The organism is Marinomonas profundi (assembly GCF_020694005.1).
GTDB lineage: Bacteria > Pseudomonadota > Gammaproteobacteria > Pseudomonadales > Marinomonadaceae > Marinomonas > Marinomonas profundi.
Genome location: NZ_CP073013.1, coordinates 2,121,481 through 2,144,135 on the forward strand (window position 1 = coordinate 2,121,481; position 22,655 = coordinate 2,144,135).

A 22,655-nucleotide genomic window follows, 5' to 3' on the forward strand; every position below is an offset into this window, starting at 1 on the left:
GAGCAGGCAGGTCATGTGGTGGTACACGCGCATAGTTGCTGTCCTAATGGTTGCTGTCCTAATAGTCTGGCTTAGATGATTTAAGCGAACGATGATGAAAACATAGATGGCCGTAACACGGCGTTATTCGATGGTACCTTGCTATCGTGTGACTCAAAATATGTATTGCTAACATACAAACGTCGCATGGTCCTCAAAGGTTACTTCGCTCCGCTTTTGCGCGTTGAAACCTCCAATCTAGGGAGAAAACACGCCGTAATAATAGCCTTTTAAGCGACTAATCAATAGCCTAAAAATAGCGGATGAAGAAAAAATCCATCGTTAGCACAATCATTTCCAAACATTCAGAGCGTAAGAGGCAAGAAAAGTTCCCCGCAATATCGTACCAATAAAGACAGTTTGTGGAAGGTGGGAGTGGAAACAAAAAATAGCGGCTTGCTAGAGAATGTTAAGGGGAGATAGCCTATAAAATAAAACGCGCTGACCAGACAATATCGGGCAGCGCGCTGTTAATAGTGCGAAAACGTCAATTTATTGGAAAAAACGCCATACAATACTGTGCTCAGAACCTAAGCTCCATAACAACACCACAGCCGCCAAAAGGGCTTCTAACACCAAAACTCCTATCCCTAACGTTGTACTGGAAAGAATAAAACCTTGCTTATGACTGATGCCTAAAAAGCTCGGTGTACCGCGATACAGCAAGTAGCCTGTATAAGATACCCCAGCCACACACGCCAACAAACAGAGCCAAATAATAGGATAGATGGCAAACAGCCCACTCAAAAACATCGGCGTAGCAATATAACCTGCAAAAACAACACATTCTTGACGAGGGGGACGACTAGGGAAGTTTCTCGCCATCCAATGGATTAACGTACCGACAGCAGCCACCGCAAGCAATATAAGAGCATAAAACAAGATACCTAGCCCAATGCCGTCCATAAACGACACTTTAATCACCTCGTCGCCGCCAAATGTCCAACCGAACTGAGTGGTCCCAATAAACGTACTTACCACGGGAATGGCCGCCATCCAAAGAACATGATGAAAGTACAAATGGCTTACCGACTCATGCTCTTTATTAATCTCGCGCCACTCTTTATCGGGATGATGAATAAGACCCCAAACATGATTGATCATGGATTCCCCCTTGCCTCACAACGTAAGCGTAATGGATTTGGAAAACACCCGACACAGCCACGCCCAAACAAAGTGGCTTATATGCAGTATAGATGCATACGCAAAAAGAAACGTGAAAACTGATAACGTTTTCTTATAAACAGATTATTACTAATGCGATTTAGGAGTAAGCAGGCGCAGTGCAGAACAGGGCTAAACGCCATTTCAACCGATAACCCTTAGCGAGACTTACTCACAGCTATAGTCTGGTTTCATTTCTACCGCATAAGGCGTGTCGACCGGATTGTTAAAATTGGCTCGAGCAATCGCGTCCTTGGCTAAAAATTCGAACATTTTCCATTTGGAACAATTTGCATGAACCACCGTATTGGTGGAATCCAACAATAACTTATTTTGCTGATCGGCTAGCGTGTAATGAAAGGTATAAACATTGGTTGGGCTTTCTACCGTTTTGTAGCCACTGACAATCGGTTCCATAAAGTTGCGATAACGAGTGATACAAGTTCGTGTGTCTGAACTTGGGTTTCTATGGCAAATGGTATAAGGGAGGTTTCTCTCATTATTAAAAACGGGCACCTGCGTCGATTCTATCTTCGCTTCGGACGTAAAGTTCACTACTAACTGATAATCCAGGTCGTTGGGTGATTCAGAGACATTGGCAAAGCCACGTTCTTTGAGTGCATTGATAATATAGGGGATATAACGCTTGTTCGTCAGTGGGTCACCCGCTTTATTTGGAAGCACCGCAATCGCAGCCGATTTATCGATGTTTATACTTGAGTCGACATTGCTAACATTGTGACCAGACAGCTTTACATTGGACGAACAGCCAGATAAAAGAGCCGAAAACAGCACCAAAAAAGTAATAAATTTCATAAGAGCATTCCCCATTGCTTATCAGAAACCATTATCCAACCCACATGAAAGCATAGATAATGAGCAAAGCCGAGATACGCCCATCACCTTTCTGCATTTTTGCAAAAAACTTACTATTGCGTAGCAGTTAAGTGAGGTTGCCGTTAAATGACCCAGGGTAAACGCATGAACGTTTTTTAATCAGTTAACACAATATTTGCATTCAATCCGTGTTTGATGAATGATCATGCCCTTTTGAAGCCGATGACCCTATTAGACCGTATTAGACCGTATGATGCAGCTAAATGACCCACGCCAACAAGCAAAATGTACCCATGATTTAGGGGAAGTCGTTTTCATGACTACCTGCGCGATACTTTGTGGCGCGGATGATTGGGAATCGATTCAGCTTTTTGCCGATACTCGAAAGGACTGGTTCAAACAATATCTTCGATTAGAAGGCGGTATTCCATCACATGACACCTTTAACCGTTTATTTTCTTTGTTGGGTTCAGCCTGTTATCGAGAAATGTTTTGTGGCTGGGTTCAAGACATGTTGATTGATACTCCATTATCTGGCGTCGTTGCGATTGATGGGAAGACGGTGCGGGCGTCACGCTCGAACAAACACCAAGCTATTCACATGGTGAACGCTTGGGCTTCACAGGCTGGCGTCTCTCTTGGTCAATACAAAGTAGATAAAAAATCCAATGAAATCAAGGTCATTCCTAAGTTACTAGATCAGCTGGCTATCAAAGGTTGCTTGGTCACAATGGATGCCATGGGATGTCAGAAAGACATTGTCTCCAAGGTCATTGAAAGAGAATCAGACTATTTGGTTACCGTAAAAAGTAATCAGAAAACGTTACATAAAGAGCTTGTAACCTACTTCGGCCATTATTGGGAAAACCATACACAAGACACGCTAAGTGATCACTTTTTTGAGCAAGAAAACGAAACTCATGGTCGCAAGGAGCATCGTCGATGCTGGGTCACGACGGACTTATCCTCCCTGTCTATTGCAGCAGAATGGCAAGCAAAAACTGTCGCCGCGATACAATCAGATCGAGTGGCTAATGAAAAAGGCCGAAGCCATATTCGTTATTTTATTTCCAGTAAAGAAATGTCTGCAGAAGAAGTGCTAAAGGCAACTCGTGAGCATTGGGGAGTCGAAAACCAGCTTCATTGGGTGTTGGATGTCTCTTTTGGGGAAGATCAGTGCCGAGCTAGACAAGGTTACGCGGCAGAAAACCTAGCCACCACCCGACAAATCGCTTTAAATTTATTAAAGCAGGAGACAAGTTTAAAACTGGGCATCAAAAATAAACGTAAAGCCTGCGGCTGGGATGATAAGTATCTGTTTAAAGTGATGGGGTTGGTTAAATAATGTTCATGCGTTTGCCTTGTTAAATGACCTCAGTCGCTCTTGTAGATGTTATGAAGTACAAAGAGACATTATTGAATAAAAGATTGACGAGCTTGGAAGAACTAACCGCACTCGACCAAGAAAACGACATGGGGTATTAATGAATAATACTTACACCGTCATTTTAGATGCCTGTGTTCTTTATCCAGCTCCATTAAGTATTCCATCTCACAATTTAGCAAGTTGAAGAGTTAATGGAATCCATTAAGCAATGTGAGAATGAGCATGTGGAGCTGATTACACTAATTTGTTTGTGTACTGGTGCAAGATGGGGAGAGGCTGAAGGGCTTAATTCGGGGAATGTTCGTGATGGTAAAGTGACTTTCAACGATACTGAAAATGGTGAAAATAGAACAATTCCAGTAGCAGAATGGCTTTTTGAAAGACTAAAAAAACATGCCTCTAAAGCGACTAATCGACCTTTATTTACTAGCTCAATAGGTAGTTTTAGACGAGCATTGAAACGAACAACAATTGAACTCCCCAAAGGTCAGGCAGCCCATGTTCTCAGACACTCTTTCGCAAGTCATTTCATGATTAATGGTGGGAATATACTGACACTACAGCGGATTTTAGGGCATAGTGACATTAAAATGACCATGCGATACGCGCATCTACCCCCAGACTTCCTAGAAGAAGCGGTTAGATTGAATCCTTTGTCGCAGGCATAAAAAAGCCGCTTAATGCGGCTTATTTGGTACTCGGTATTGTGGTATTACTATTGTAGGAAGCCCTGAGCGTTGGAGGGATGATTGAACGAACTCTCGCCAATAAGGCCAAACATGATATCCGACATATCTGTGGCCAAAATCATTAATAGCTTCTTTGTCTTCAATATTTTCAGAAGAAGAGTAGTCAGCGACAAAAGTAGCTTCTATTTCATAAAGTACTTTTGGACTATCGTCTTCTACTGTATTTGCCAAAACGAATCTGACACCACAATCGTATTTAAACCTATAAATTACAAATGTATCTTCATCTTCTGATTCAGCAATATTTACAATACAGCCATCACCAAACCCTCTTTTATGTTGAGCTAGCATCTCGATGTTATCAAGAGCTGGTTGGAAGTCTTCAGCTATGCTTTGCTCAAACTCTCTTACAAATACATTCTGAATTGTAAGCTTTGGCACTATTGAATTATCATTCATGACCATACTCTATCTTTAATCTGATCAGCATTAGCTGCATGGCTATACATTTTTTTTACTCTAACAACCTTGCTATCAGTGTCGAAGTTATTGCTATGCCATGACTTTGCTGTTACTTCATCTACAAGCTTAACGCGAACACGTTTGTTCAAGGCATACGCCACTTCTGCTAAAGTTTTTAAAGTTGGGTTATGAGAGCCACGGAATAACTTAGATATAAACGCTGGTTTTTTACCAAGCTTTTCGGCAAGTTCTTTTTTTGAAATCTTTGACTCTATTAGAGCATTGTAAAGTTCTTCTGTTGCATCAAGAAGAGTTTCTTCCTGCGCAACTTCGAGGTCAAAAGAGTCTTGTTCTAGCCATTCTGGTAGCGACATTTCCATTGTTACCTCCTATTCTCTTTTTCATATATCCACCAATTAGATATTACTTTAGTGGTATCAGATTGATCTAATTTCTCGCCTTTTTTAAAGGCGTAGTGACTAACAAAGAAAGTGCCTTTATGGAGGCTTGAGTGCCACCCATAGGCTCTTAATCGTTTTGGTGTCTTGATAGCATAGAAAAACTTATCATTTGGCAATTTACCTTCTTTTCGCATCTGATCTGGGTTTCTAAGTTGTCTTCCTGCCATTAAAAAATTTAGCCGAGCTGTCATTGCTGCGAAAGCTGTTGTAGCCTGCTTCTTGTCAGGGAAGTGGCTAAGTGCTTGGTCGCGCGAATCTATCGCTCCGTCACAGTGTTCAATCTTCATCGGGCGTCCATTCTATTTAACTTATAAGTTAATCTCAACCAAAAATACAATTTTAAATGCGTATAATTTGTAAATATGCCTTTACTGTAACAAAAAAAAAGCCGCTATGAATATAGCGGCTTTTTTAATTTTTCTTTGGTGCCTCATATGTGCACCGACTTCATTTTAAAAAGTGCAAACCCTTTTAAAATCAAGCCTTTAATTGGTGGAGGCGGGGGGGGTCGAACCCCCGTCCGTCAGTCCTCTGCCATCGGCTCTACATGCATAGTCACTTCTATTATTTGACCACGAACCGCCCGAAGGACAGGGTGTTAATGGCGAGCCTACTTAATCTTAGAACCTTATCCCTAGGCGGGGCATCAGTTAGCATCTTGTAATTTATGATACTGCAGAATCTCTGGCTACAAGCAACCTGAGGGCAGCACACTAGCAGCGGTTTAGGCTGCTAAAGCGTAGTTTTCGTCGTTTGCGACTATAAAATTGATGCGGGGGATTAACGAGATCACGCATCACTCTCGACATGCACCTTTGGGTTTGTAACCGACGTCGAAACCATGTCGCCCCCAAAAAGTAACGCCAGTCTAACGCAAACTGTGTGCTTACGCTAGAGATAACGCTGAAATGCTTAGTACGTTCACTTTCAAAACGCTATGAAAACTCAACACGCTTAACATTCAATACACTGTTTAGTATAGCCTATTAAGTTTTCAATATTAGGCGCTGTGTTTCATTAATCGTTCTTTATCTCTTGACCAGTCACGATCACGTTCAGTATCGCGTTTATCGTGTTCTTTTTTACCAGTTACCAAGGCGACTTCGCATTTTATCTTGTTGCCTTTCCAGTACAGTGCCATGGCTGCACAGGTTTTGCCTTTTTGCTCGGTAACTTGGATGATACGCTCAAGCTCTTTGCGGTTTAAAAGCAATTTGCGTTGGCGCATCGGTTCACAAACGACATGCGTTGAGGCGCTGAGCAGTGGCGTGATACGCGCACCGACAAGCCACGCTTCGTTTTGGTGGATGATAACAAAGGCATCGACTAGTTGGGCTTTGCCTTCGCGTAGACTTTTTACTTCCCAACCAGATAAAACCAGTCCGGCTTCGAACTTCTGGTCAACAAAGTAGTCGTATTTTGCACGTTTGTTAAGTGCGATGGTGCCCGTGCTGCTGGATTTTTTCTTTACTTTACTCATAGTTAAAAATTATACGGTCGATAGAGGCAAAAGCCTATGCTTTTCTTGAGGTATGCGCCTGAATGTTGGAAAATTCGCATTCATTAATCAATCTAATTGATTAGGTATCGCAGAGGCGTTGGCCATCTTGACGTTTTGTTTCTACCCTTAAATGCGTGTTGTGTATTTAGAGCCTAAATTTATGCCGGAAAGTCGATGTTTACAAGGTATTTGGTCAAGTCCGTGGATATTTATTTTTGCGGCCAGCGGTTCGGCGGTCGGACTGGGCAATATTTGGAAATTTCCTTATGTATTGGGGCAAAACGGTGGTGGCGCTTTTTTGACAATATATTGCTTGTGTCTATTGCTGGTTGGTTTGCCAGTGCTGGTGGCAGAAGTGGCTTTGGGGCGCACGGTTCGTTCTAATCCGATTGATACCGTGAATGATTTAAGTGAGCGTCGGGTGGTGCATCCTGCTTGGGTGTTCGTGCCTTGGCTGGCGGGCATTACGGGATTTTTAATTCTAACGTTTTATAGTGTTATTGCCGGTTGGTCTATTGCGTATTTGGATCGCGCGGTGTCGGGTGAGTTGGTTGGAATCACCCAGGCTGGTGCTTCAAATATGTTTAATGGGTTGCTTGCTGCGCCGACGGAAATGTTATTGTGGCACTCTGTGTTTATGGCGCTGGTGGTGTTAACCGTTGGGCAATCTGTTACTCGTGGATTATCGACGATAGTACGGATTTTGTTGCCGGTGCTGATTGTCGCTTTGTTGCTGTTGGCGTCTTATTCTATGGTGATTGGCAATACGCATGCCGCCCTAGATTTTATGTTTCGTTGGGCATGGCAGGACGTCACGTTTGAGGTTGTTTTATCGGCTGTGGGGTTGGCGCTATTTAGTTTGAGTGTTGGCATGGGAGCCATGTTTGCTTACGGTGCTTACATGAGTAAGCGTATGTCGATCGCTCGTGCTTGTAGTATTGTTGTGGGGGTGGATTTACTGGTGGCGATATTGGCTGGTTTACTCATCTTTCCGCTTGTTTTTTCTTTTCAGATTGATGTGCAAGCGGGGCCAAGTTTGACTTTTGTGTCTTTGCCCATCATTTTTGGTCATTTATTGGCGGGGCAGTTTTTTGCGGGAGTGTTTTTTTTATTAATGGTGGTTGCTGCACTGACGTCGGCTATTTCTATGTTAGAACTGTTTGTCGCTTGGTTGCATGAGCGTTTTTATATTGCGCGTTTAAACGCGGCTTTGCTCATGGGTGTGGCGGTTTGGTCTGTGGGTGTGGCGGTGTTGTTGTCTTTTAATCATTGGGATAGCAAGCTTGTTTTTGGGTTAAATCTATTTGAGCTACTGGATCAGTTTACGTCTTTGGTTCTGTTGCCAATGGGCGCGATATTGTTGTCGGTTTTGGTGGCTTGGTTCATTCCTCGTTCTATGCTGCAAAATGAAATGATTACAAAACGAGCAAGTCATTTCCAATGGTGGTATAACACATTGAAATACATAAGCATTCCAGCAATGATTGTGATTGTTGTTGCTGGTTGGATAGGAGTGTAGTTTGAGTCATATAGAGCGATTTGCTCATGTTAATTACAGTTGTGAGCAAATGTTTGCATTGGTTAATGATATTGATAGTTACCCTGAGTTTTTACCTGGCTGTATGGGAGCAACCTTGATATCAAGAACACCGAGTGAAATTGTGGCGTCTTTAGAGGTGGGTAAAGGGCCAATACGGCAGTCTTTTACGACAAAAAACTTTTTACAAAGTCATCATCGAATAGAAATGACCTTGGTAAAGGGGCCTTTTAAGCGCTTGCATGGCGTGTGGACTTTTACCGAGTTGTCTCCGACCCGTTGTAAAATCATGTTAAGTATCAATTTTGAGCTCAGCGGTATGTTAAAGTTTGCATTTGGTAGTGTATTTAGCCAAATTGCCAATGCCATGGTGGATGCTTTTAGCAAACGAGCAAAAATAGTATACGGTGAATAGTATGAGGGTTGAAGTTGCTTACGCTTTGCCTGAAAAGCAGAAAATTATTGCTTTAGAGGTGGAAGAAGGTTGTACCGTTCGAGAGGCGGTGCGTCGTTCCAATATTAATGTGTTTTTTCCTGAGGTGGATCTAGAGGCCGTGAAAGTAGGCATTTTTGGCAAAGCGGTGCGAAACGCAGAGGAACAGGTGTTAAAAGAGGGTGAGCGAGTTGAGTTGTATCGTGAGCTAAAAGTTGACCCTAAGCAAGCTAGGGCCAACCGTGCTGAAAAAAACACTAAGGATTAGTTGTTTTTGATTTGTGTTAAAACGCCATCGCTAAAGATCAGTACTAGATCATCGGCATCACTGTGTTTGGTGCCTGGTTCTGCATATAGCGACGCATATAGGTAGTGCCATTCGTTTGGTTTGAACGTGTCTATTAGCATCGGGTTACCCAAGAGATAGGTAACTTGAGACTCGGACATACCGACTTTCAGCTGTGATAGCTGTTCTTGCGTTATAAGGTTTCCTTGTGTGACTGGGACTTTATACGGTGGTGGAAATAAACTGCATGCGCTTATTGAAAGTGCTGCGCATAGTATAAAAGCTGATTTTTTCATTTGTATTATCCTTACTCTGGTATGCTAATGATAAAGTAATTATCAACAAGATCGAATAGAGAATGACTCATGACTAGCGAAAATCAAGAGCTAAAGAGAGCGGGACTCAAGGTAACCTTACCACGAGTGAAAATTTTACAAATTCTTGAGGGTGCAGGTGACCGTCATATGAGTGCGGATGACGTTTATCGCACTTTGCTTGATCAAGGTGAAGATGTTGGCTTGGCAACGGTTTACCGTGTCTTGACTCAGTTTGAAACAGCGGGCTTAGTCCAGCGTCATCATTTTGAGGCTGGCACGGCGGTTTTTGAGCTGGCAAAAGGCGATCACCATGATCATATGATTTGTCTGGACTCAGGCAAAGTGATTGAGTTTGTTGACCCTATTATTGAAAAACGTCAGCGTGAAATCGCAGAAGAGCATGGCTTTGATATCGAAGACCACAGCTTAATTATTTACGTTCGACCTAAAAAGAAATAAAACAATTTATTTCTTAGAGAACAAAAAAGGTCTAAATGTTACCATTTAGACCTTTTTTATTAAACCGACTTTAGTAACCTGATTCCGTTGTCATGGTTTTACTGCAGTTGAACATTGCCCAGCATTTCTCTAGCGTGAGCCAATGTTTGCTCCGTTAGTTCTAGTCCCCCGAGTAAGCGAGCGATTTCTTGAGTGCGATCGTGATCTTTTAATAGATTGACTTGCGAGGAGGTTGCGTCATCGGCGATGAGCTTACTAACACGCAGATGTTGGTTGCCCTGAGCCGCAACTTGCGCCAAATGAGTAACGCAGAAAACTTGTCCTCGTTTGCCAACCGAACGCAACATACGCCCGACCACTTCGGCAATGCCGCCACTTATGCCCACATCGACTTCATCGAAGACCAGTGTTGGGATAATGGAGGTGTGGGCGGTGACGACTTGAATGCCTAAGCTGATGCGTGACAACTCACCACCTGACGCCACTTTGCGCAATGGCTGAGCTGGTTGCCCTGGGTTAGACGCTATCATGTATTCGATGTCTTCAAAGCCGTTTGCGGTGACTTGGTTTAATGGTTGGCATTGAATGAAAAAGCGCGCGTGGGGCATACCGAGCCCATGTATTTGCTCTTCGACTTTTTGTGCTAAGTCGTCTTTTGCTGTAATGCGTTTTTCCGTTAGAGTGGTGGCGAGTGCGGTGAGCTTTTCATAAGCTTGTTCTTCTTTTTCTTTCAGTGATTCTACGCTTTCTTCACTGCTTTGCAGGCTGTTAAGTTCGGCTTCCACACTTGCGCGTAAAGATAAAAGCCCTTCTGGCAGGGTTCTGTGTTTGCGAGCGGTATCGTAAATATCCGACAAACGGTGTTCCACATCAGTCAGGCGTTCTGGGTTTTGCTCTAAGGTGTCTTGGTAATGATGCAAGCTATCAGCCGCTTCCTGGGCTTGTATTAATGCCACATTCATCATTTCTAGGGCGTTGTCCAATTCCTTAGTCGCTGGACGAATCTGGCTGGCGCTGTTAATGGCTTGATGCAATAAAGAGCAAACATTGCCTTCGTCGCTGTCGATTAAGATTCCACTGGCTTGGTACGCTTTAAACTGGGAGTCTGCAATGTTGGATAAGAAGGCTTGCTCGTTTTCTAGTGCTTCGATTTCGCCTTCTTTGAGGTCCAGCTGTTGCAGCTCTTGAGCTTGATAAGACAGCAATTGGATTTTTGCATCTTGCTCGGAAGAGCGGTTCTGTAACGCAGAGAGCTCTTCTTTGAGCTGTCGCCACGCCGTATATTGTAGGCTCACTTTTTTACTCAAGTCAGTCAATTGACCGTAGGCATCAAGCTGCTGTCTTTGGGCGTTCTTTTTAAGCAACGATTGGTGCTCGTGCTGCCCGTGAATATCAACAAGGTGGCTACCCACTTCTTTAAGATCGTTTAATGTGCAAGGACGACCGTTAATATAGGCCTTAGAGCGCCCTTCTTTGCTAATCACACGGCGTAATATGCAATGTTGATCGTGTTCTAAATCTCTCTCTTCCAGCCACCTATGAACATGCGGATAATGTTGGATGTCAAAACTGGCACTGATGTCGGCTTTTTTTTCGCCATGACGAACAACCGCCGCGTCAGTTCGGTCACCCAAACAAAGCGACAGAGCATCCACCATAATGGATTTACCCGCGCCTGTTTCCCCTGAAATCACAGTCATGCCTTTGTGGAACTCCAACTCTAAGGATTCAACAATGGCGAAATTGGAAATAGCGATGCTGGTCAGCATAAAAGACTCCGAAAGAGAATATATTTTATATGGTTATTTATACAGTACTTGGTTGTTTTTTGACAAGTAGGAGAGCGATATTATTTTTTGAAAGAGGCTTAAACAGCAGCGATGTGGTGAGCATACGCTTGTTGTTTCAGTTTCATATGAATGGCAATTGTATTTCAAATGAAACCTTACTATCATCAAACTGAAATATTTTCTTTCTATAGTGGTTCTTTCTTTTCTAATAAAAACTCATTGTGAGGAACACGGAAATGCATAATTTGAAGTTGGTGTCGGTAGTGGTTGGGTTGTCTATGGCGAGCTCGGGCTTTGCGGCGACACAAATAGAGTGGTGGCACGCTATGGGTGGTGCCAATGGTGAGAAGGTTGATGAAATGGCGAAGGCCTTCAATGACTCTCAGAACGACTACGAGGTGAAGCCGGTCTATAAAGGCAATTATACCGAGACCATGACGTCGGCGATTGCGGCGTTTCGTGCTAAGCAGCAGCCTGCCATTGTGCAGGTATTTGAAGTGGGTACAGCCAGTATGATGGCGGCCCAAGGCGCGATTTATCCCGTGCATCAGTTGATGAAAGATTCAGGCCAAGCGTTTGATGAAAGCACCTATTTAAGCGCGGTAACGGGTTATTATTCGAACAGTGAAGGGCAGATGTTGTCTTTGCCGTTTAACAGCTCAACGCCTGTTTTGTATTACAACAAAGATTTGTTCAAAAAAGCCGGTATCAGCCAAGCGCCTAAAACCTGGCAAGACGTTGAAAGCGTGTCTAAAAAACTACTAGCGTCTGGGGTAACCTGTGGTTTTACCACGGCGTGGCAATCTTGGGTGCAGTTAGAAAACCTAAGTGCGCGTCATAACGTGCCGTTTGCCACGCTGGAAAATGGTTTTGGTGGCGTGAAAACCGAGCTTACCTTCAATGGTCCGTTGCAAGTGGCTCATGTAGAGAAAATGGGCGAATGGCAAAAGAACGGTATTTTTAGTTACTCGGGTCGAACCAACGACGGCGCGGCGAAGTTCTATAGCCAAGAATGCGCGATGTTTACCGAGTCTTCGGCGGGGCTTGCCGGTATCAAGCGAAATGCGACCTTTGACTTTGGTGTTGCTGAGCTGCCTTACTGGGAAGGCAAGGTAAAACAGCCGTCTAATACCATTATTGGTGGCGCGTCTTTATGGGTGTTGCAAGGCCATTCTAAAGAAGAATACAAAGGCGTGGCGTCTTTCCTAAGTTTCTTATCAAGTCCTTCTGTACAGGCCGACTGGCACCAGTTTTCAGGCTATTTGCCAATCACTAAAGCGGCGTATGATTTGACCAAGAAACAAGGTTTTTATGCGGCTAATTCAGGTACAGAAACGGGTGTGACCCAAATGACAACGGGTACGCCAACGGCTAATACCAAAGGGGTGCGCTTGGGTAACTTTGTACAAATTCGTGGCATCATCGATGAAGCGCTAGAGTCTGTATGGAGTGGCGATGTAAACGCTCAACGCGCGCTAAATACCGCGGTTGAACGTGGCAATGCGCAACTTCGCCGTTTTGAAAAAGCGAACAATTAAGTGTAATCAACGCCCTTGTGTATTAACGCATGAGGGCGTTTTTTTTACTTAGATAAAGGTGTTTTTTCATGTGTCGTTCTCTTTTGTCTGGATTGTCCGATGACAGTTACTTTTCCTCATAAAGTCTTACCTTGGCTGCTGTTGTTACCGCAGTTGTTGGTGACGGCGATTTTCTTTCTATGGCCTGCTGAGCAAGCGTTAGAGCAAGCGTTTTACCGAGAAGACGCGTTTGGCCTAAGTCGTGAATTTATTGGCCTAGAAAATTTTACCGATTTGTTTACCGATCCTTTGTATTACCAGTCGATGTTGACCACCTTGGTGTTCAGCTTTTCGGTGGCCATTGTCGGTATGTCCTTGGCGCTGTTGCTGGCGGTGATGGCGGATCGAATTATTCGCGGCAAGTTGGCTTATCAAACCTTGTTAATCTGGCCTTATGCCGTGGCGCCTGCGTTGGCGGGGGTCTTGTGGTGGATTTTATTTGATCCGAGCATGGGGCCGATCGCCCTGTGGTTGAAGTCGGCGGGTATTCATTGGAACCATTATTTAGATGGCAACCAAGCCATGATATTGGTGGTAATCGCCTCAACTTGGAAGCAAATCAGTTACAACTTCTTGTTCTTCCTTGCAGGATTGCAAGCCGTGCCGCGCTCGTTGATTGAAGCGGCGGCGATTGATGGTGCTAGCCCGTTCAAGCGCTTTTGGACCATTGTCTTTCCGCTTTTGTCGCCGACGACTTTTTTCTTGTTGGTGGTTAACCTTGTGTATGCCTTCTTTGAAACCTTCGGGGTGATCGATGCGACCACCAAGGGCGGCCCAGGACAAAGCACCACAACCTTGGTTTACAAAGTGTTTGATGACGGTTTTGTCGGTTTGGATCTGGGCGGATCGGCGGCGCAATCTGTGGTGTTAATGGCGATTGTTGGTCTAATGACGGTGATTCAGTTTCGTTTTATTGAGCGTAGGGTGCAGTACTCATGATCGAAAATCGACCTTGGTTAACTTTTGCCAGCCACGCGACCTTATTGACGGGGATTGCCTTGGTGGCTTTGCCTGTGTGGATGGCGCTGGTGGCGTCGACGCATCCGGCTTCGGCCTTTGGGGTTGGGCACATTCCTTTGTGGTTCGGTGATGCTGGCGCAGAAACATGGGGCACCGTGTTGTTTGAAAAAGCCGGCAACGGAGTGGAGACACCGGTTTGGTTTATGATGCTGAACTCTTTGATTATGGCGCTGGGGATTACCTTCGGCAAAATCGCCATATCATTGTTGTCGGCTTACGCCATTGTGTTCTTTCGTTTTCCGTTTCGTAACCTGTGCTTTTGGATCATTTTTATGACCCTAATGCTGCCAGTCGAGGTGCGGATTGTGCCAACTTACGAGGTGGTAGCGAATCTGGATTTGCTCAACAGTTACACCGGTTTAACCCTGCCATTGATTGCCAGTGCGACGGCGACGTTTTTGTTTCGCCAGTGTTTCTTGAGCATTCCGGGGGAGCTGGTGGAAGCGGCGCGAATGGACGGTGCCGGGCCGTGGCGGTTCTTTTTTGACATCTTGTTGCCGCTGTCCAGAACCAATATCGCGGCCTTGTTTGTGATCTTGTTTATTTACGGTTGGAATCAATATCTCTGGCCTTTGTTGATCACCACGGACGATGCTTATTACACCTTGGTAATGAGTATTAAGCGCATGCTGTCGGTGACCGATGGTGATATCGCGTGGAACCAGATTATGGCCACCACCTTATTGGCGATGTTGCCACCGGTTGCGGTGGTGATTGGCATGCAGAAGCTATTTGTTAAAGGCTTAGTGGATTCGGAGAAGTAGTAATGACGGACGTTATTTTAGAAAAAGTAGGCAAGACTTACCCGAATGGTTTTCATGCGATTCCCAGTGTGGATTTATCGATTGAAGAGGGCGAGTTTATTGTGTTGGTTGGGCCGTCTGGCTGTGGTAAATCCACCTTATTGCGCATGGTGGCAGGCTTGGAAAGTATTTCCACGGGCGAGCTGCGCATTCGTGGCGAGCGCATGAATGAAAAAGAACCGGCGGAGCGCGACATCGCCATGGTGTTTCAGAATTACGCCTTGTATCCGCATATGTCGGTGTACGACAACATGGCTTATGGCTTGAAAAACCGTGGCATGGCGAAGAATTTGATAGAAGAAAAAGTCAGCGCTGTGGCGACCATGTTGGGTTTAACCGAATTGCTGCAGCGTAAGCCGCGTCAATTATCCGGTGGTCAACGTCAGCGTGTTGCCATGGGTCGCGCCATGGTGCGCGATCCGAAAGTGTTTTTGTTTGATGAGCCTTTGTCCAATCTAGACGCAAAATTGCGCGTGCAGATGCGTGTCGAGATTCGTCAGTTGCAACGCAAGTTAGGCACGACGACCTTGTATGTGACCCACGATCAGGTGGAAGCCATGACCTTGGCGGATCGTTTGGTAGTGTTAAACAAGGGCAAGGCGGAGCAGATTGGTACGCCGATGGATTTATACAATAAACCGGCCACGCCTTTTGTGGCGGCGTTTATTGGTTCGCCATCGATGAATTTGATCAATGCGAATCTGACGGAACAAGGCATTAAAATCTCTGAGGCGTTGACTCTGCCGCTTTCTCATTCGTATCGAGGCGGCATTGTGTGGGGCATTCGACCTGAGCATTTAGAGGTCAGTGAGGAGCAAAATGCCGATTTCGCTTTGCGTATCCAAGCGGTAGAATCCTTGGGAGCCGAGACGTTAATTCATGGCAAACTAGAGACAGAGTCGGATAATGGCGAGCCGCTGGTGGTGCGTTTGTCGGGGCCGCATTTGCCCGAAATTAATAGCCTTATGTGGCTGACGTCGCCAGTGCAACATTGGCATTTATTTGACGCAAACACGCAACAACGATTGTGAGAGCAAGATGAAAAACGAGACGCGCGATATTTTGCAAACAAAGGTGATGGGTCACCGTGGTGCGGCGTTATTGGCACCGGAAAATACCTTGGCGTCGATTCGAGCCGCCGCTGACGCTGGCGCGACTTGGGTAGAAATTGATGTGTATTTGATTGCCGAAGGTGGCTTGATCATTTTTCACGATGATACCCTTGACCGTTGCACCAATGGGTCGGGTGTTACCCGTGAAGCACGACCAACGGACGTAGCGGAATTGGATGCGGGCGCTTGGTTTTCTGATGAGTTTTCGGGCGAGAAAGTGCCCACCTTGCTGGACGCACTGGAGTGTATTCAGTCGTTGAATCTCGGCTTGAATCTGGAAATTAAACACGACAGCGCCGATGTGGAAAACATTGTGCCGGCAGTCATGGCGATGTTGCGTGATCATTGGCAAGACAACGACAAACTGATGATTTCCAGCTTCAACCTTGCCGCATTAGAAATGTGTTATGAGATTGATGGGCTGCGTCATCTTGCGCCCTTGTATGAGGATATTCCAACGGACTGGCAAGAGCAGCTTGAGAGTATCGAGGCCTACAGTTTGAATTGTGATTACTCACGTTTAACCGAAGCGCAAGCGCGAGCGGTCAAGGCAGCGGGTTATAAATTGCTGTGTTATACCGCCAATGACCCTAAAAAAGTCGCCGCGCATTGGGAATGGGGAATGGACGCGGTGATTACCGATGATCCGACTCAGTTTGCCGCTCTGCTGATCAACTAATACAACGAACTCATACAACGAACTAATACAACGTAATAAAATAAGGGTGCCGTGTGGGCTTGAATGAGCGACAAAACCAGATTTTAAACTGGGTGCAGCAAGAAGATGCCTTGTTAGTGGAAGACATGGTGGCGCGTTTTAATGTGTCGTCTCAGACCATCCGCAAAGACATTAATCAGTTGGCCGAGCGACATTTGGTGCGTCGTATCCATGGTGGTATTGCCTTGGTTTCCAGTGCTGAGAACTTGCCTTTTGATCATCGCCAGTTTTTGAACCGTGATGCGAAAGAAGCGATTGCTGCGCAGGTGGCTCAGATGATTCCCGGTGGTGCGTCGGTGTTTTTGGGCATTGGCACCACGGTGGAATACGTGGCGAAAGCCTTGGTTGCCCATCATGACTTGCAAGTCTTCACCAATAACTTAACCGTGGCGAGTATTTTGGGAAATTACCCAGAGGTTCGGGTGCGCGTGCTGGCGGGAAAGCTGCGTCATCAGCATCATGATTTGGTGGGAGAAGAAACCTTGTCTGGGCTGCGACAATACTATTTTGACTATGGTGTATTGGGCTGTGGCGGCATGGATGAAGAGCAAGGCATATTGGATTTTGATCCTGAAGAAGCGGCAGTGAGTCGTGTCTTGGTGGAGCAAAGTCGCCACAGTTTGCTGGTCGCTGACCAACATAAATGGGGCCGCAAGGCCATGGCGCGGGTACAGCCTTTTGCTGCGATAGATTGGCTGTTTAGCGATGCGCTAACCGAATCACAAACACATTTACTCACCTCCCATGGTGTGCAAATTCAACTCTGTTGTTAGGACGACTATATCGATGTCAGCTTTTTCTTCGTTAGGCTCTTTTGGTTTAGCGCTTTCTGCTTTAGAACTTTCCTCTTTAGACAAAAGTGCCTGCCAAGGTTTGCGTTTTATTTTAAGCGATTTTGACGACACCCTGACATGGGAAGGGCGCTTACCGGTCGATACTTTACGCGCCTTGGCGCAGTTAGAAGCCAATGGCATTAAGGTGATTCCTGTGACGGGCGGCTGCGCGGGTTGGTCTGATATGATTGCCCGCTCGCTGCCAGTGGATGGGGTGATTACCGAGGGCGGCGCGTGTTTTATTGGCAAAACGCCAGACCGCCACTTGAGCTATGCTTTTTGGCGAGAAGAGGCAGAAATGCGCGCGGAGCAGGCGCGTCTATTGACTCAGGTCAATCAGCTCTTAGCAGAGTATCCTCGCTTACGTTTGGCAAGAGATCAGGCGTATCGTCTTACTGATGTGGCGATTGATTATGCCCAAGACGTTAAACCCGCTGCCATAGCAGACAAGGACGCGTGTTTGGCGGCTTTAATTGCCATGGGCTTAAACGCCAAGGCCAGCTCGATACACATTAATGTTTGCTCTCAGGGCTACGATAAATTTTCCATGGCGCAACGCGTGCTGGGCGAGGTTTATGGTTTAACTGAGGCGCAACAACAAGAGCAGGTGTTATACGTTGGTGATGCGCCTAACGACGAAAGCATGTTTGCGCGTTTTCCGCTGAGCGTTGGGGTGGCGAACATTGCTGAGCATTTGCATAAAATGCAGCACCGCCCGCGTTATCAAACGAGACAACCGGGCGGTTTGGGCTTCGCTGAATTGGCCGATGTTATTTTGTCGGCACGATAGGATTAGTACGAATCAATCACACGCCCCAAGACGTTTTGAAATGGTGTCTGCGGCTTGTTTTACCTGTATTTTCATTGCGTTATAGGCGTCGTCGCTGGTGCGAAACGCCGGAGCCGTCACACTGATCGCGGCGACGGCTTCGTGGCGTGAGTTGAAAATGGCGGCGGCGACGCATTTTATGCCCATTTCGTGTTCTTCCAAGTCGAGAGAGACGCCCGTTTCTTCAATAAGCGCTAGGTTGGCCTTTAATGCTTCTGGCGTCGTTAGTGTGTGTTCTGTATGACGGAAAAACGTCTGTTTTTCAATGATGCGTTGTTGTTTTTCTTTCGGCAAAAATGCCAGCATGGCTTTGCCAACCCCAGTACAATAGACGGGACCTTTTTTGCCAACGGCTGAGTATAAGCGGAGGCTTTTAGGGCTTTCGAGCTTATCAATATAAATCACATCGGCATCGTCTAAGACGGCTAAATGAATGGTTTCTTGCGTTTTGGACCATAGGTCTCGTATAGGCGCGGCGGCCACATCGCGAATATCCAAATTGGCCCAGGTACGATGGGCGAGAGCCAGTAAACCATAGCCTGGATAATAGGCTTGTTTGTCTTCATCAAAACGCACTAACCCATGTTCTAGTAATGTATTGAGCTGTCGATGGGCTGTGGCTTTGGGAAGCTCTGACAATTCAACCAGTTCGGCAAATCGCAGCGGCACAGGAGACGTGCAAACATGATTGAGCATGTTTAAGGCTTTGCTAAGAGAGGATCCAGAATTTTTGATTTCCATGGCGTTTCCTGAAAGTAATACGTGCTATGGTTCGTTCTATCGTTGCGCATTTTAGCATCCTAGGGAATGGGAATATATTATCAAGTCTGTTTTAAGTGTTTTATGACGGTTTTCATGCCATTCTTTTTGACGACATAAGATAAGGAAGGGTTCAGAGGGTTGATGGATGGTTTTATCAGTATGAGGTTTTTATGACGAGCTCTTTACGTATCTGGCGTCGCATGCTAATGCCAGATCTTGTTCGTGTGCATCGCTATCGCAGTTTGCCTGAGCAGGGGCCAAAAGTATTATTTTTTAGTGGCGGCTCGGCGTTAAATAAAATCAGTCGAGTGTTTAAAGAATACACTCATCATTCTATTCATTTGGTGACGCCGTTTGATTCGGGTGGCAGTTCAGCGCGATTACGTGCTGAATTTGATATTCCTGCGGTGGGGGATTTGCGCAGTCGTTTAATGGCGTTGGCGGATGAAACTGTGATGGGGCAGCCTGAAGTCTATGCGTTATTCACGCATCGTCTTGACCAACAAGCTGAAGCCGCGGAATTAAAAGCGCAATTACAGCGGCTGGTGGCGGGAGAGCACCCTTTAATTGCCTGTATTCCTCATCCTATGAAGGCGTTAATTCAAACGCAGTTGGCGGTGACGCAGGCGCATATTCACGATGATTTTGATTTGCGCGGCGCGAGCATTGGCAATCTCATTATGGCGGGCGGTTATTTGAATAACCAGCAGCAGTTGGACCCGATTGTATTTTTATTTTCTCGGCTAATTAAAGCGCTCGGCGAAGTAAAAACCACACTGGATGCCAGTTTGCATTTGGGGGTTGAACTGAATAATGGCGATATTGTCTTAGGGCAACATAATATCACCGCAAAAGAAACGCTGGCTTTGCCAAGCCCGATAAAGCGGATGTGGTTAAACAAGGGGTTGCGTCGTACACAGCCAACCAATTGCGCCATTGCGAGTGATCGAAAAGAAGCGATTGAGACGGCGGATTTAATTTGTTTTCCCCCCGGCAGTTTTTATAGCAGTTTATTGGCCAATTTGATGCCACAAGGAGTGGGGCAGGCCATTGGTCAAAACCCCAACCCTAAAGTGTATTTACCCAATTTAGGGGTGGATCCAGAGCAACAGGGGCTTTCTCTAATGGCGTGTGTAGAGCGCTTAATTGCGGTGATTCGCGAGGATGTGGTGGGCGACTGGACTGACAATGCGGCGGTTTTTTCTGCTTTGGATTATCTCTTGCTCGATAGTACCTACGATTATGGGGCGATCGATGTTGAACGCTTAAAGGAGCTTAATGTACAGATAATAAAAACCGCGCTAATAACGACTAAAGTCGATAAATACGATGAGCGATTAGTGTCCCAGGCCTTATTATCATTGGTGTGATGTTATTGGATTGGTTTTTATAGGATCGGTTTTTATCGAATTTAAACCCCGTTGGCAAAAGATTTTACAGGATGTAACATTTTTATCGTGTTCAATAGGTTCTTTAAAAGGTATTAATAATACGAAAAAACGGGGTAAATCTTTCACGCCTTTCATACAATATATTATGTTTATTTCCCAGTGGCGTCTTATTTGAAAAGTCGTGTCTTATTAAAAAGAGAGTGGTAATGGGTACTAGAGTCCTAATATGTGACGATTCGAAAATGGCAAGAATGCAGCTCGCGAAAGGCTTGCCGACCGACTGGGATGTCGACATTGATTACGCAGAAGACGGCCAACAGGCCTTGGATATTTTGTCTGCTTCTGCATTTGATATTTTGTTCTTAGACTTGAATATGCCAGTGAAAGACGGCTATCAAACCTTGCAAGCGCTGCAATCTTTTGTTCAGCCTCCAGCGGTGATTGTGGTGTCTGGCGATGTTCAGCCCAAGGCGATACAGCGAGTAAAGGACATGGGAGCGGTGGCTTTTCATAAAAAGCCGGCGTCTGCTGGTGAGTTGCGTCGTTTGTTGAGTTCATTAGGGCTTTTTGTTGCCGACAGTCGTATCGTTGCGCCGCTCAGCAGTCAGGGCACGGCGGCAGAAGCCTTTACGCTGAACGAGTGCTTACAGGAAGTTTCCAACATTTCCATGGGGCGAGCCGCCAGTGTGTTAGCGGATATGTTGAATGTGTTTATCAAATTGCCTGTCCCGACGGTGAATATATTAGAAGTAGGCGAGTTGCAGATGGCGCTGGATTACAGCGTAAAAAACGGCAGCTGTTCTGCGGTCTCGCAAGGTTTTGTTGGCTCCGGTATTGCGTTTGAAGCCCTGCTTATTTTTAGCGATTCGAGTTTTCCTGACATGGCCAAGTTGTTAAACGTTACGGAAGAAATCGACCACGATGTTGAAGTCGAATTATTGATGGATGTGTCGTCTGTTTTGGTCGGGCCCTTTATGGACGCGCTTGGTAAGCAGTTAAATGTTGATTTTAGTCACGGTCATCCCGCGCTACTTGGGCAGCATGTTAAAATAGCGGATTTGATTAATGTCAAAAAAGCCAAGTGGAAGCGAACATTGGCCGTTGAAATTGTCTACGAAGTGGAAAACTATCAAATTAGTTGTGATCTAATGCTGTTGTTTACTGAAGATTCGGTACCGGTACTGGAGAATCTGTTGTCTTATTTGGTGGAGGAAGAGTAAAAAATGCCCCATAACGCAGAGAATATAACAGAACTGCATTGGCTCTTTGATATGCTTCATCATATCGACGTGGGTTTAGTGGTGCTCAATACTCACTATGAAGTGGAGTTGTGGAATGGTTTTATGGAAAACCACAGCGGAATGAGTTCCTCTATTGCCAAAAAACAATCCCTATTTGATTTATTTCCAGACTTGAACCGCCGTTGGCTTGGGCAGAAGCTGGATAATGTGGTGGCTCTTCGGACGCCCATTTTTATTTCGTGGGAACAACGGGCGTATTTATTTCCCTTTAAAAGCTATCGCCCTATTACGGGCTTGGCTGACAATATGTTCCAAAATATTGCCTTACGTCCGCTCGCGAATGCCGATGGTACCGTCAAACATGTCTGTTTAGTGGTTTATGATGTGACTGACGTGGCGACGAACAAGGTGGCGCTCTCTTCAGCGAATCGTCTTTTGGACCAGCTGAGTAAAACCGATGCGTTGACAGAGTTGAACAACCGCAGCTGTCTAGACAAAGCCTTGGTCGCGGTTTTCAATGCGTTTACCGCCGACGCTCTTGTGGCTGATAAGCCTGTTACTGATAAGCTTGTTGATGATGATCTTGTGATGAATAGCAACAACACGCATTCATTGGTGATGGCTGATATTGATAATTTTAAAAAAATAAACGACCAATACGGTCATCCCGTTGGGGATGTTGTACTGCAGAAAGTGGCTAGAATCTTGTCTTCTGGGTCTCGGAAAATGGACTTTGTCAGCCGTTATGGCGGAGAGGAATTTGCTATTTTATTGCCAAACACGGGCACTGATGGCGCACTGTTTTTTTGCGAAAAAGTGCGTAAAAAAGTGGCCGCGGCAAAAATAGTGACCGACAAAGGCGACATAAGCATTACGATGAGTTTTGGGGTTGCAGATCTTCGAAAAACCGATAAAGCGGTATCAAGTTGGTTAAAAAGAGCCGATGAAGCGCTCTACAGGGCTAAAAAAGAAGGGCGTAATCAGTCTGTCGTGGCCGATTGAATCCC

24 protein-coding genes, 1 other RNA gene and 1 pseudogene are annotated in these 22,655 nt (G+C 45.5%); 16 read left to right on the top strand and 10 right to left on the bottom strand.

Annotated elements, in window-relative coordinates; all coding sequences use genetic code 11:
- Positions 1–531 precede the first annotated feature (531 nt).
- The gene (locus J8N69_RS09920; protein WP_168824202.1) at positions 532–1,143 is read right to left on the bottom strand and encodes a Yip1 family protein; all 612 of its coding nucleotides are present in this window, start codon (positions 1,141–1,143) and stop codon (positions 532–534) included.
- 228 nt (positions 1,144–1,371) lie between these two features.
- Positions 1,372–2,019: a hypothetical protein gene (locus tag J8N69_RS09925; protein WP_168824204.1), complete on the bottom strand. Its 648-nt coding sequence runs from the start codon at positions 2,017–2,019 to the stop codon at positions 1,372–1,374.
- A gap of 271 nt (positions 2,020–2,290) precedes the next feature.
- Between J8N69_RS09925 and J8N69_RS09930 the strand changes: the two genes are divergently transcribed.
- Together J8N69_RS09930 and J8N69_RS09935 are read left to right on the top strand one after the other, a co-directional pair.
- Positions 2,291–3,385, top strand: coding sequence for an ISAs1 family transposase (locus J8N69_RS09930; RefSeq protein ID WP_229426369.1), 1,095 nt, complete (start codon positions 2,291–2,293; stop codon positions 3,383–3,385).
- A 230-nt stretch (positions 3,386–3,615) separates the two neighbouring features.
- Positions 3,616–4,095 (top strand): annotated as a pseudogene (locus tag J8N69_RS09935) (tyrosine-type recombinase/integrase); the annotation flags it as partial.
- Between the two features lie 9 nt (positions 4,096–4,104).
- Here J8N69_RS09935 and J8N69_RS09940 read toward each other — a convergent pair.
- From J8N69_RS09940 to smpB, 5 genes are all read right to left on the bottom strand, one after another.
- Entirely contained in the window at positions 4,105–4,575 is a 471-nt protein-coding gene (locus J8N69_RS09940) for a hypothetical protein (RefSeq protein ID WP_168824209.1), read from the bottom strand.
- Positions 4,572–4,958 carry a helix-turn-helix domain-containing protein gene (locus J8N69_RS09945; protein ID WP_168824211.1) on the bottom strand — a complete coding sequence of 129 codons (387 nt, stop codon included), beginning with the start codon at positions 4,956–4,958 and terminating at the stop codon, positions 4,572–4,574. The genes J8N69_RS09940 and J8N69_RS09945 overlap by 4 nt, the downstream gene beginning before the upstream one ends.
- Positions 4,959–4,960: 2 nt before the next feature.
- Positions 4,961–5,326: a hypothetical protein gene (locus tag J8N69_RS09950; protein WP_168824213.1), complete on the bottom strand. Its 366-nt coding sequence runs from the start codon at positions 5,324–5,326 to the stop codon at positions 4,961–4,963.
- A gap of 203 nt (positions 5,327–5,529) precedes the next feature.
- Positions 5,530–5,891: a transfer-messenger RNA gene (gene ssrA / locus J8N69_RS09955) on the bottom strand.
- Between the two features lie 148 nt (positions 5,892–6,039).
- Positions 6,040–6,519 (bottom strand): SsrA-binding protein SmpB, encoded by a 480-nt coding sequence (smpB, locus tag J8N69_RS09960; RefSeq protein ID WP_123095047.1) that lies wholly within the window; start codon positions 6,517–6,519, stop codon positions 6,040–6,042.
- 181 nt (positions 6,520–6,700) lie between these two features.
- Here smpB and J8N69_RS09965 point away from each other — a divergent pair, with 181 nt between their 5' ends.
- From J8N69_RS09965 to J8N69_RS09975, 3 genes are read left to right on the top strand one after another with little or no spacing between them, the layout of a single operon-like run.
- Positions 6,701–8,059, top strand: a complete 1,359-nt coding sequence (locus J8N69_RS09965; RefSeq protein ID WP_168824215.1) for a sodium-dependent transporter — start codon at positions 6,701–6,703, stop codon at positions 8,057–8,059.
- A gap of 1 nt (position 8,060) precedes the next feature.
- A complete protein-coding gene (locus tag J8N69_RS09970) occupies positions 8,061–8,492 on the top strand; it encodes a type II toxin-antitoxin system RatA family toxin (RefSeq protein WP_168824217.1) in 432 nt (143 codons plus the stop codon).
- Position 8,493: 1 nt separating this feature from the next.
- Positions 8,494–8,778: an RnfH family protein gene (locus J8N69_RS09975; RefSeq protein ID WP_168824219.1), complete on the top strand. Its 285-nt coding sequence runs from the start codon at positions 8,494–8,496 to the stop codon at positions 8,776–8,778.
- On the opposite strand, the gene J8N69_RS17125 is transcribed toward J8N69_RS09975, so the two are convergent.
- Positions 8,775–9,092 carry an outer membrane protein assembly factor BamE gene (locus J8N69_RS17125; protein ID WP_168824221.1) on the bottom strand — a complete coding sequence of 106 codons (318 nt, stop codon included), beginning with the start codon at positions 9,090–9,092 and terminating at the stop codon, positions 8,775–8,777. The genes J8N69_RS09975 and J8N69_RS17125 overlap by 4 nt on opposite strands.
- A gap of 69 nt (positions 9,093–9,161) precedes the next feature.
- Here J8N69_RS17125 and fur point away from each other — a divergent pair, with 69 nt between their 5' ends.
- Positions 9,162–9,572, top strand: coding sequence for a ferric iron uptake transcriptional regulator (fur, locus tag J8N69_RS09985; RefSeq protein WP_168824223.1), 411 nt, complete (start codon positions 9,162–9,164; stop codon positions 9,570–9,572).
- A gap of 98 nt (positions 9,573–9,670) precedes the next feature.
- On the opposite strand, the gene recN is transcribed toward fur, so the two are convergent.
- Positions 9,671–11,341, bottom strand: coding sequence for a DNA repair protein RecN (recN, locus tag J8N69_RS09990; protein ID WP_168824225.1), 1,671 nt, complete (start codon positions 11,339–11,341; stop codon positions 9,671–9,673).
- Between the two features lie 257 nt (positions 11,342–11,598).
- Between recN and ugpB the strand changes: the two genes are divergently transcribed.
- The 7 genes from ugpB to J8N69_RS10025 all read left to right on the top strand — a co-directional run bounded on the left by ugpB (position 11,599) and on the right by J8N69_RS10025 (position 18,215).
- A complete protein-coding gene (gene ugpB / locus J8N69_RS09995; RefSeq protein WP_168824227.1) occupies positions 11,599–12,900 on the top strand; it encodes a sn-glycerol-3-phosphate ABC transporter substrate-binding protein UgpB in 1,302 nt (433 codons plus the stop codon).
- Between the two features lie 99 nt (positions 12,901–12,999).
- Positions 13,000–13,878, top strand: coding sequence for a sn-glycerol-3-phosphate ABC transporter permease UgpA (gene ugpA, locus J8N69_RS10000; RefSeq protein WP_168824229.1), 879 nt, complete (start codon positions 13,000–13,002; stop codon positions 13,876–13,878).
- Positions 13,875–14,723: a sn-glycerol-3-phosphate ABC transporter permease UgpE gene (ugpE, locus tag J8N69_RS10005; RefSeq protein ID WP_168824231.1), complete on the top strand. Its 849-nt coding sequence runs from the start codon at positions 13,875–13,877 to the stop codon at positions 14,721–14,723. The genes ugpA and ugpE overlap by 4 nt, the downstream gene beginning before the upstream one ends.
- 2 nt (positions 14,724–14,725) lie before the next feature.
- On the top strand, positions 14,726–15,793 hold the full coding sequence (locus J8N69_RS10010; protein ID WP_168824233.1) for a sn-glycerol-3-phosphate import ATP-binding protein UgpC: 1,068 nt from the start codon (positions 14,726–14,728) through the stop codon (positions 15,791–15,793).
- Positions 15,794–15,800: 7 nt separating this feature from the next.
- Positions 15,801–16,553, top strand: coding sequence for a glycerophosphoryl diester phosphodiesterase (locus J8N69_RS10015; RefSeq protein WP_168824235.1), 753 nt, complete (start codon positions 15,801–15,803; stop codon positions 16,551–16,553).
- Between the two features lie 53 nt (positions 16,554–16,606).
- Positions 16,607–17,365, top strand: a complete 759-nt coding sequence (locus tag J8N69_RS10020; protein ID WP_168824237.1) for a DeoR/GlpR family DNA-binding transcription regulator — start codon at positions 16,607–16,609, stop codon at positions 17,363–17,365.
- A gap of 13 nt (positions 17,366–17,378) precedes the next feature.
- Positions 17,379–18,215, top strand: coding sequence for an HAD-IIB family hydrolase (locus J8N69_RS10025; RefSeq protein ID WP_211084952.1), 837 nt, complete (start codon positions 17,379–17,381; stop codon positions 18,213–18,215).
- 12 nt (positions 18,216–18,227) lie between these two features.
- On the opposite strand, the gene J8N69_RS10030 is transcribed toward J8N69_RS10025, so the two are convergent.
- Positions 18,228–18,995: an IclR family transcriptional regulator gene (locus J8N69_RS10030; protein ID WP_168824239.1), complete on the bottom strand. Its 768-nt coding sequence runs from the start codon at positions 18,993–18,995 to the stop codon at positions 18,228–18,230.
- A gap of 191 nt (positions 18,996–19,186) precedes the next feature.
- Here J8N69_RS10030 and J8N69_RS10035 point away from each other — a divergent pair, with 191 nt between their 5' ends.
- The 3 genes from J8N69_RS10035 to J8N69_RS10045 all read left to right on the top strand — a co-directional run bounded on the left by J8N69_RS10035 (position 19,187) and on the right by J8N69_RS10045 (position 22,650).
- Positions 19,187–20,386: a GAK system CofD-like protein gene (locus tag J8N69_RS10035; RefSeq protein ID WP_168824241.1), complete on the top strand. Its 1,200-nt coding sequence runs from the start codon at positions 19,187–19,189 to the stop codon at positions 20,384–20,386.
- 227 nt (positions 20,387–20,613) lie between these two features.
- Positions 20,614–21,627: a response regulator gene (locus tag J8N69_RS10040; protein WP_168824243.1), complete on the top strand. Its 1,014-nt coding sequence runs from the start codon at positions 20,614–20,616 to the stop codon at positions 21,625–21,627.
- Positions 21,628–21,630: 3 nt separating this feature from the next.
- Positions 21,631–22,650, top strand: a complete 1,020-nt coding sequence (locus J8N69_RS10045) for a GGDEF domain-containing protein (protein ID WP_168824245.1) — start codon at positions 21,631–21,633, stop codon at positions 22,648–22,650.
- Positions 22,651–22,655 lie beyond the last annotated feature (5 nt).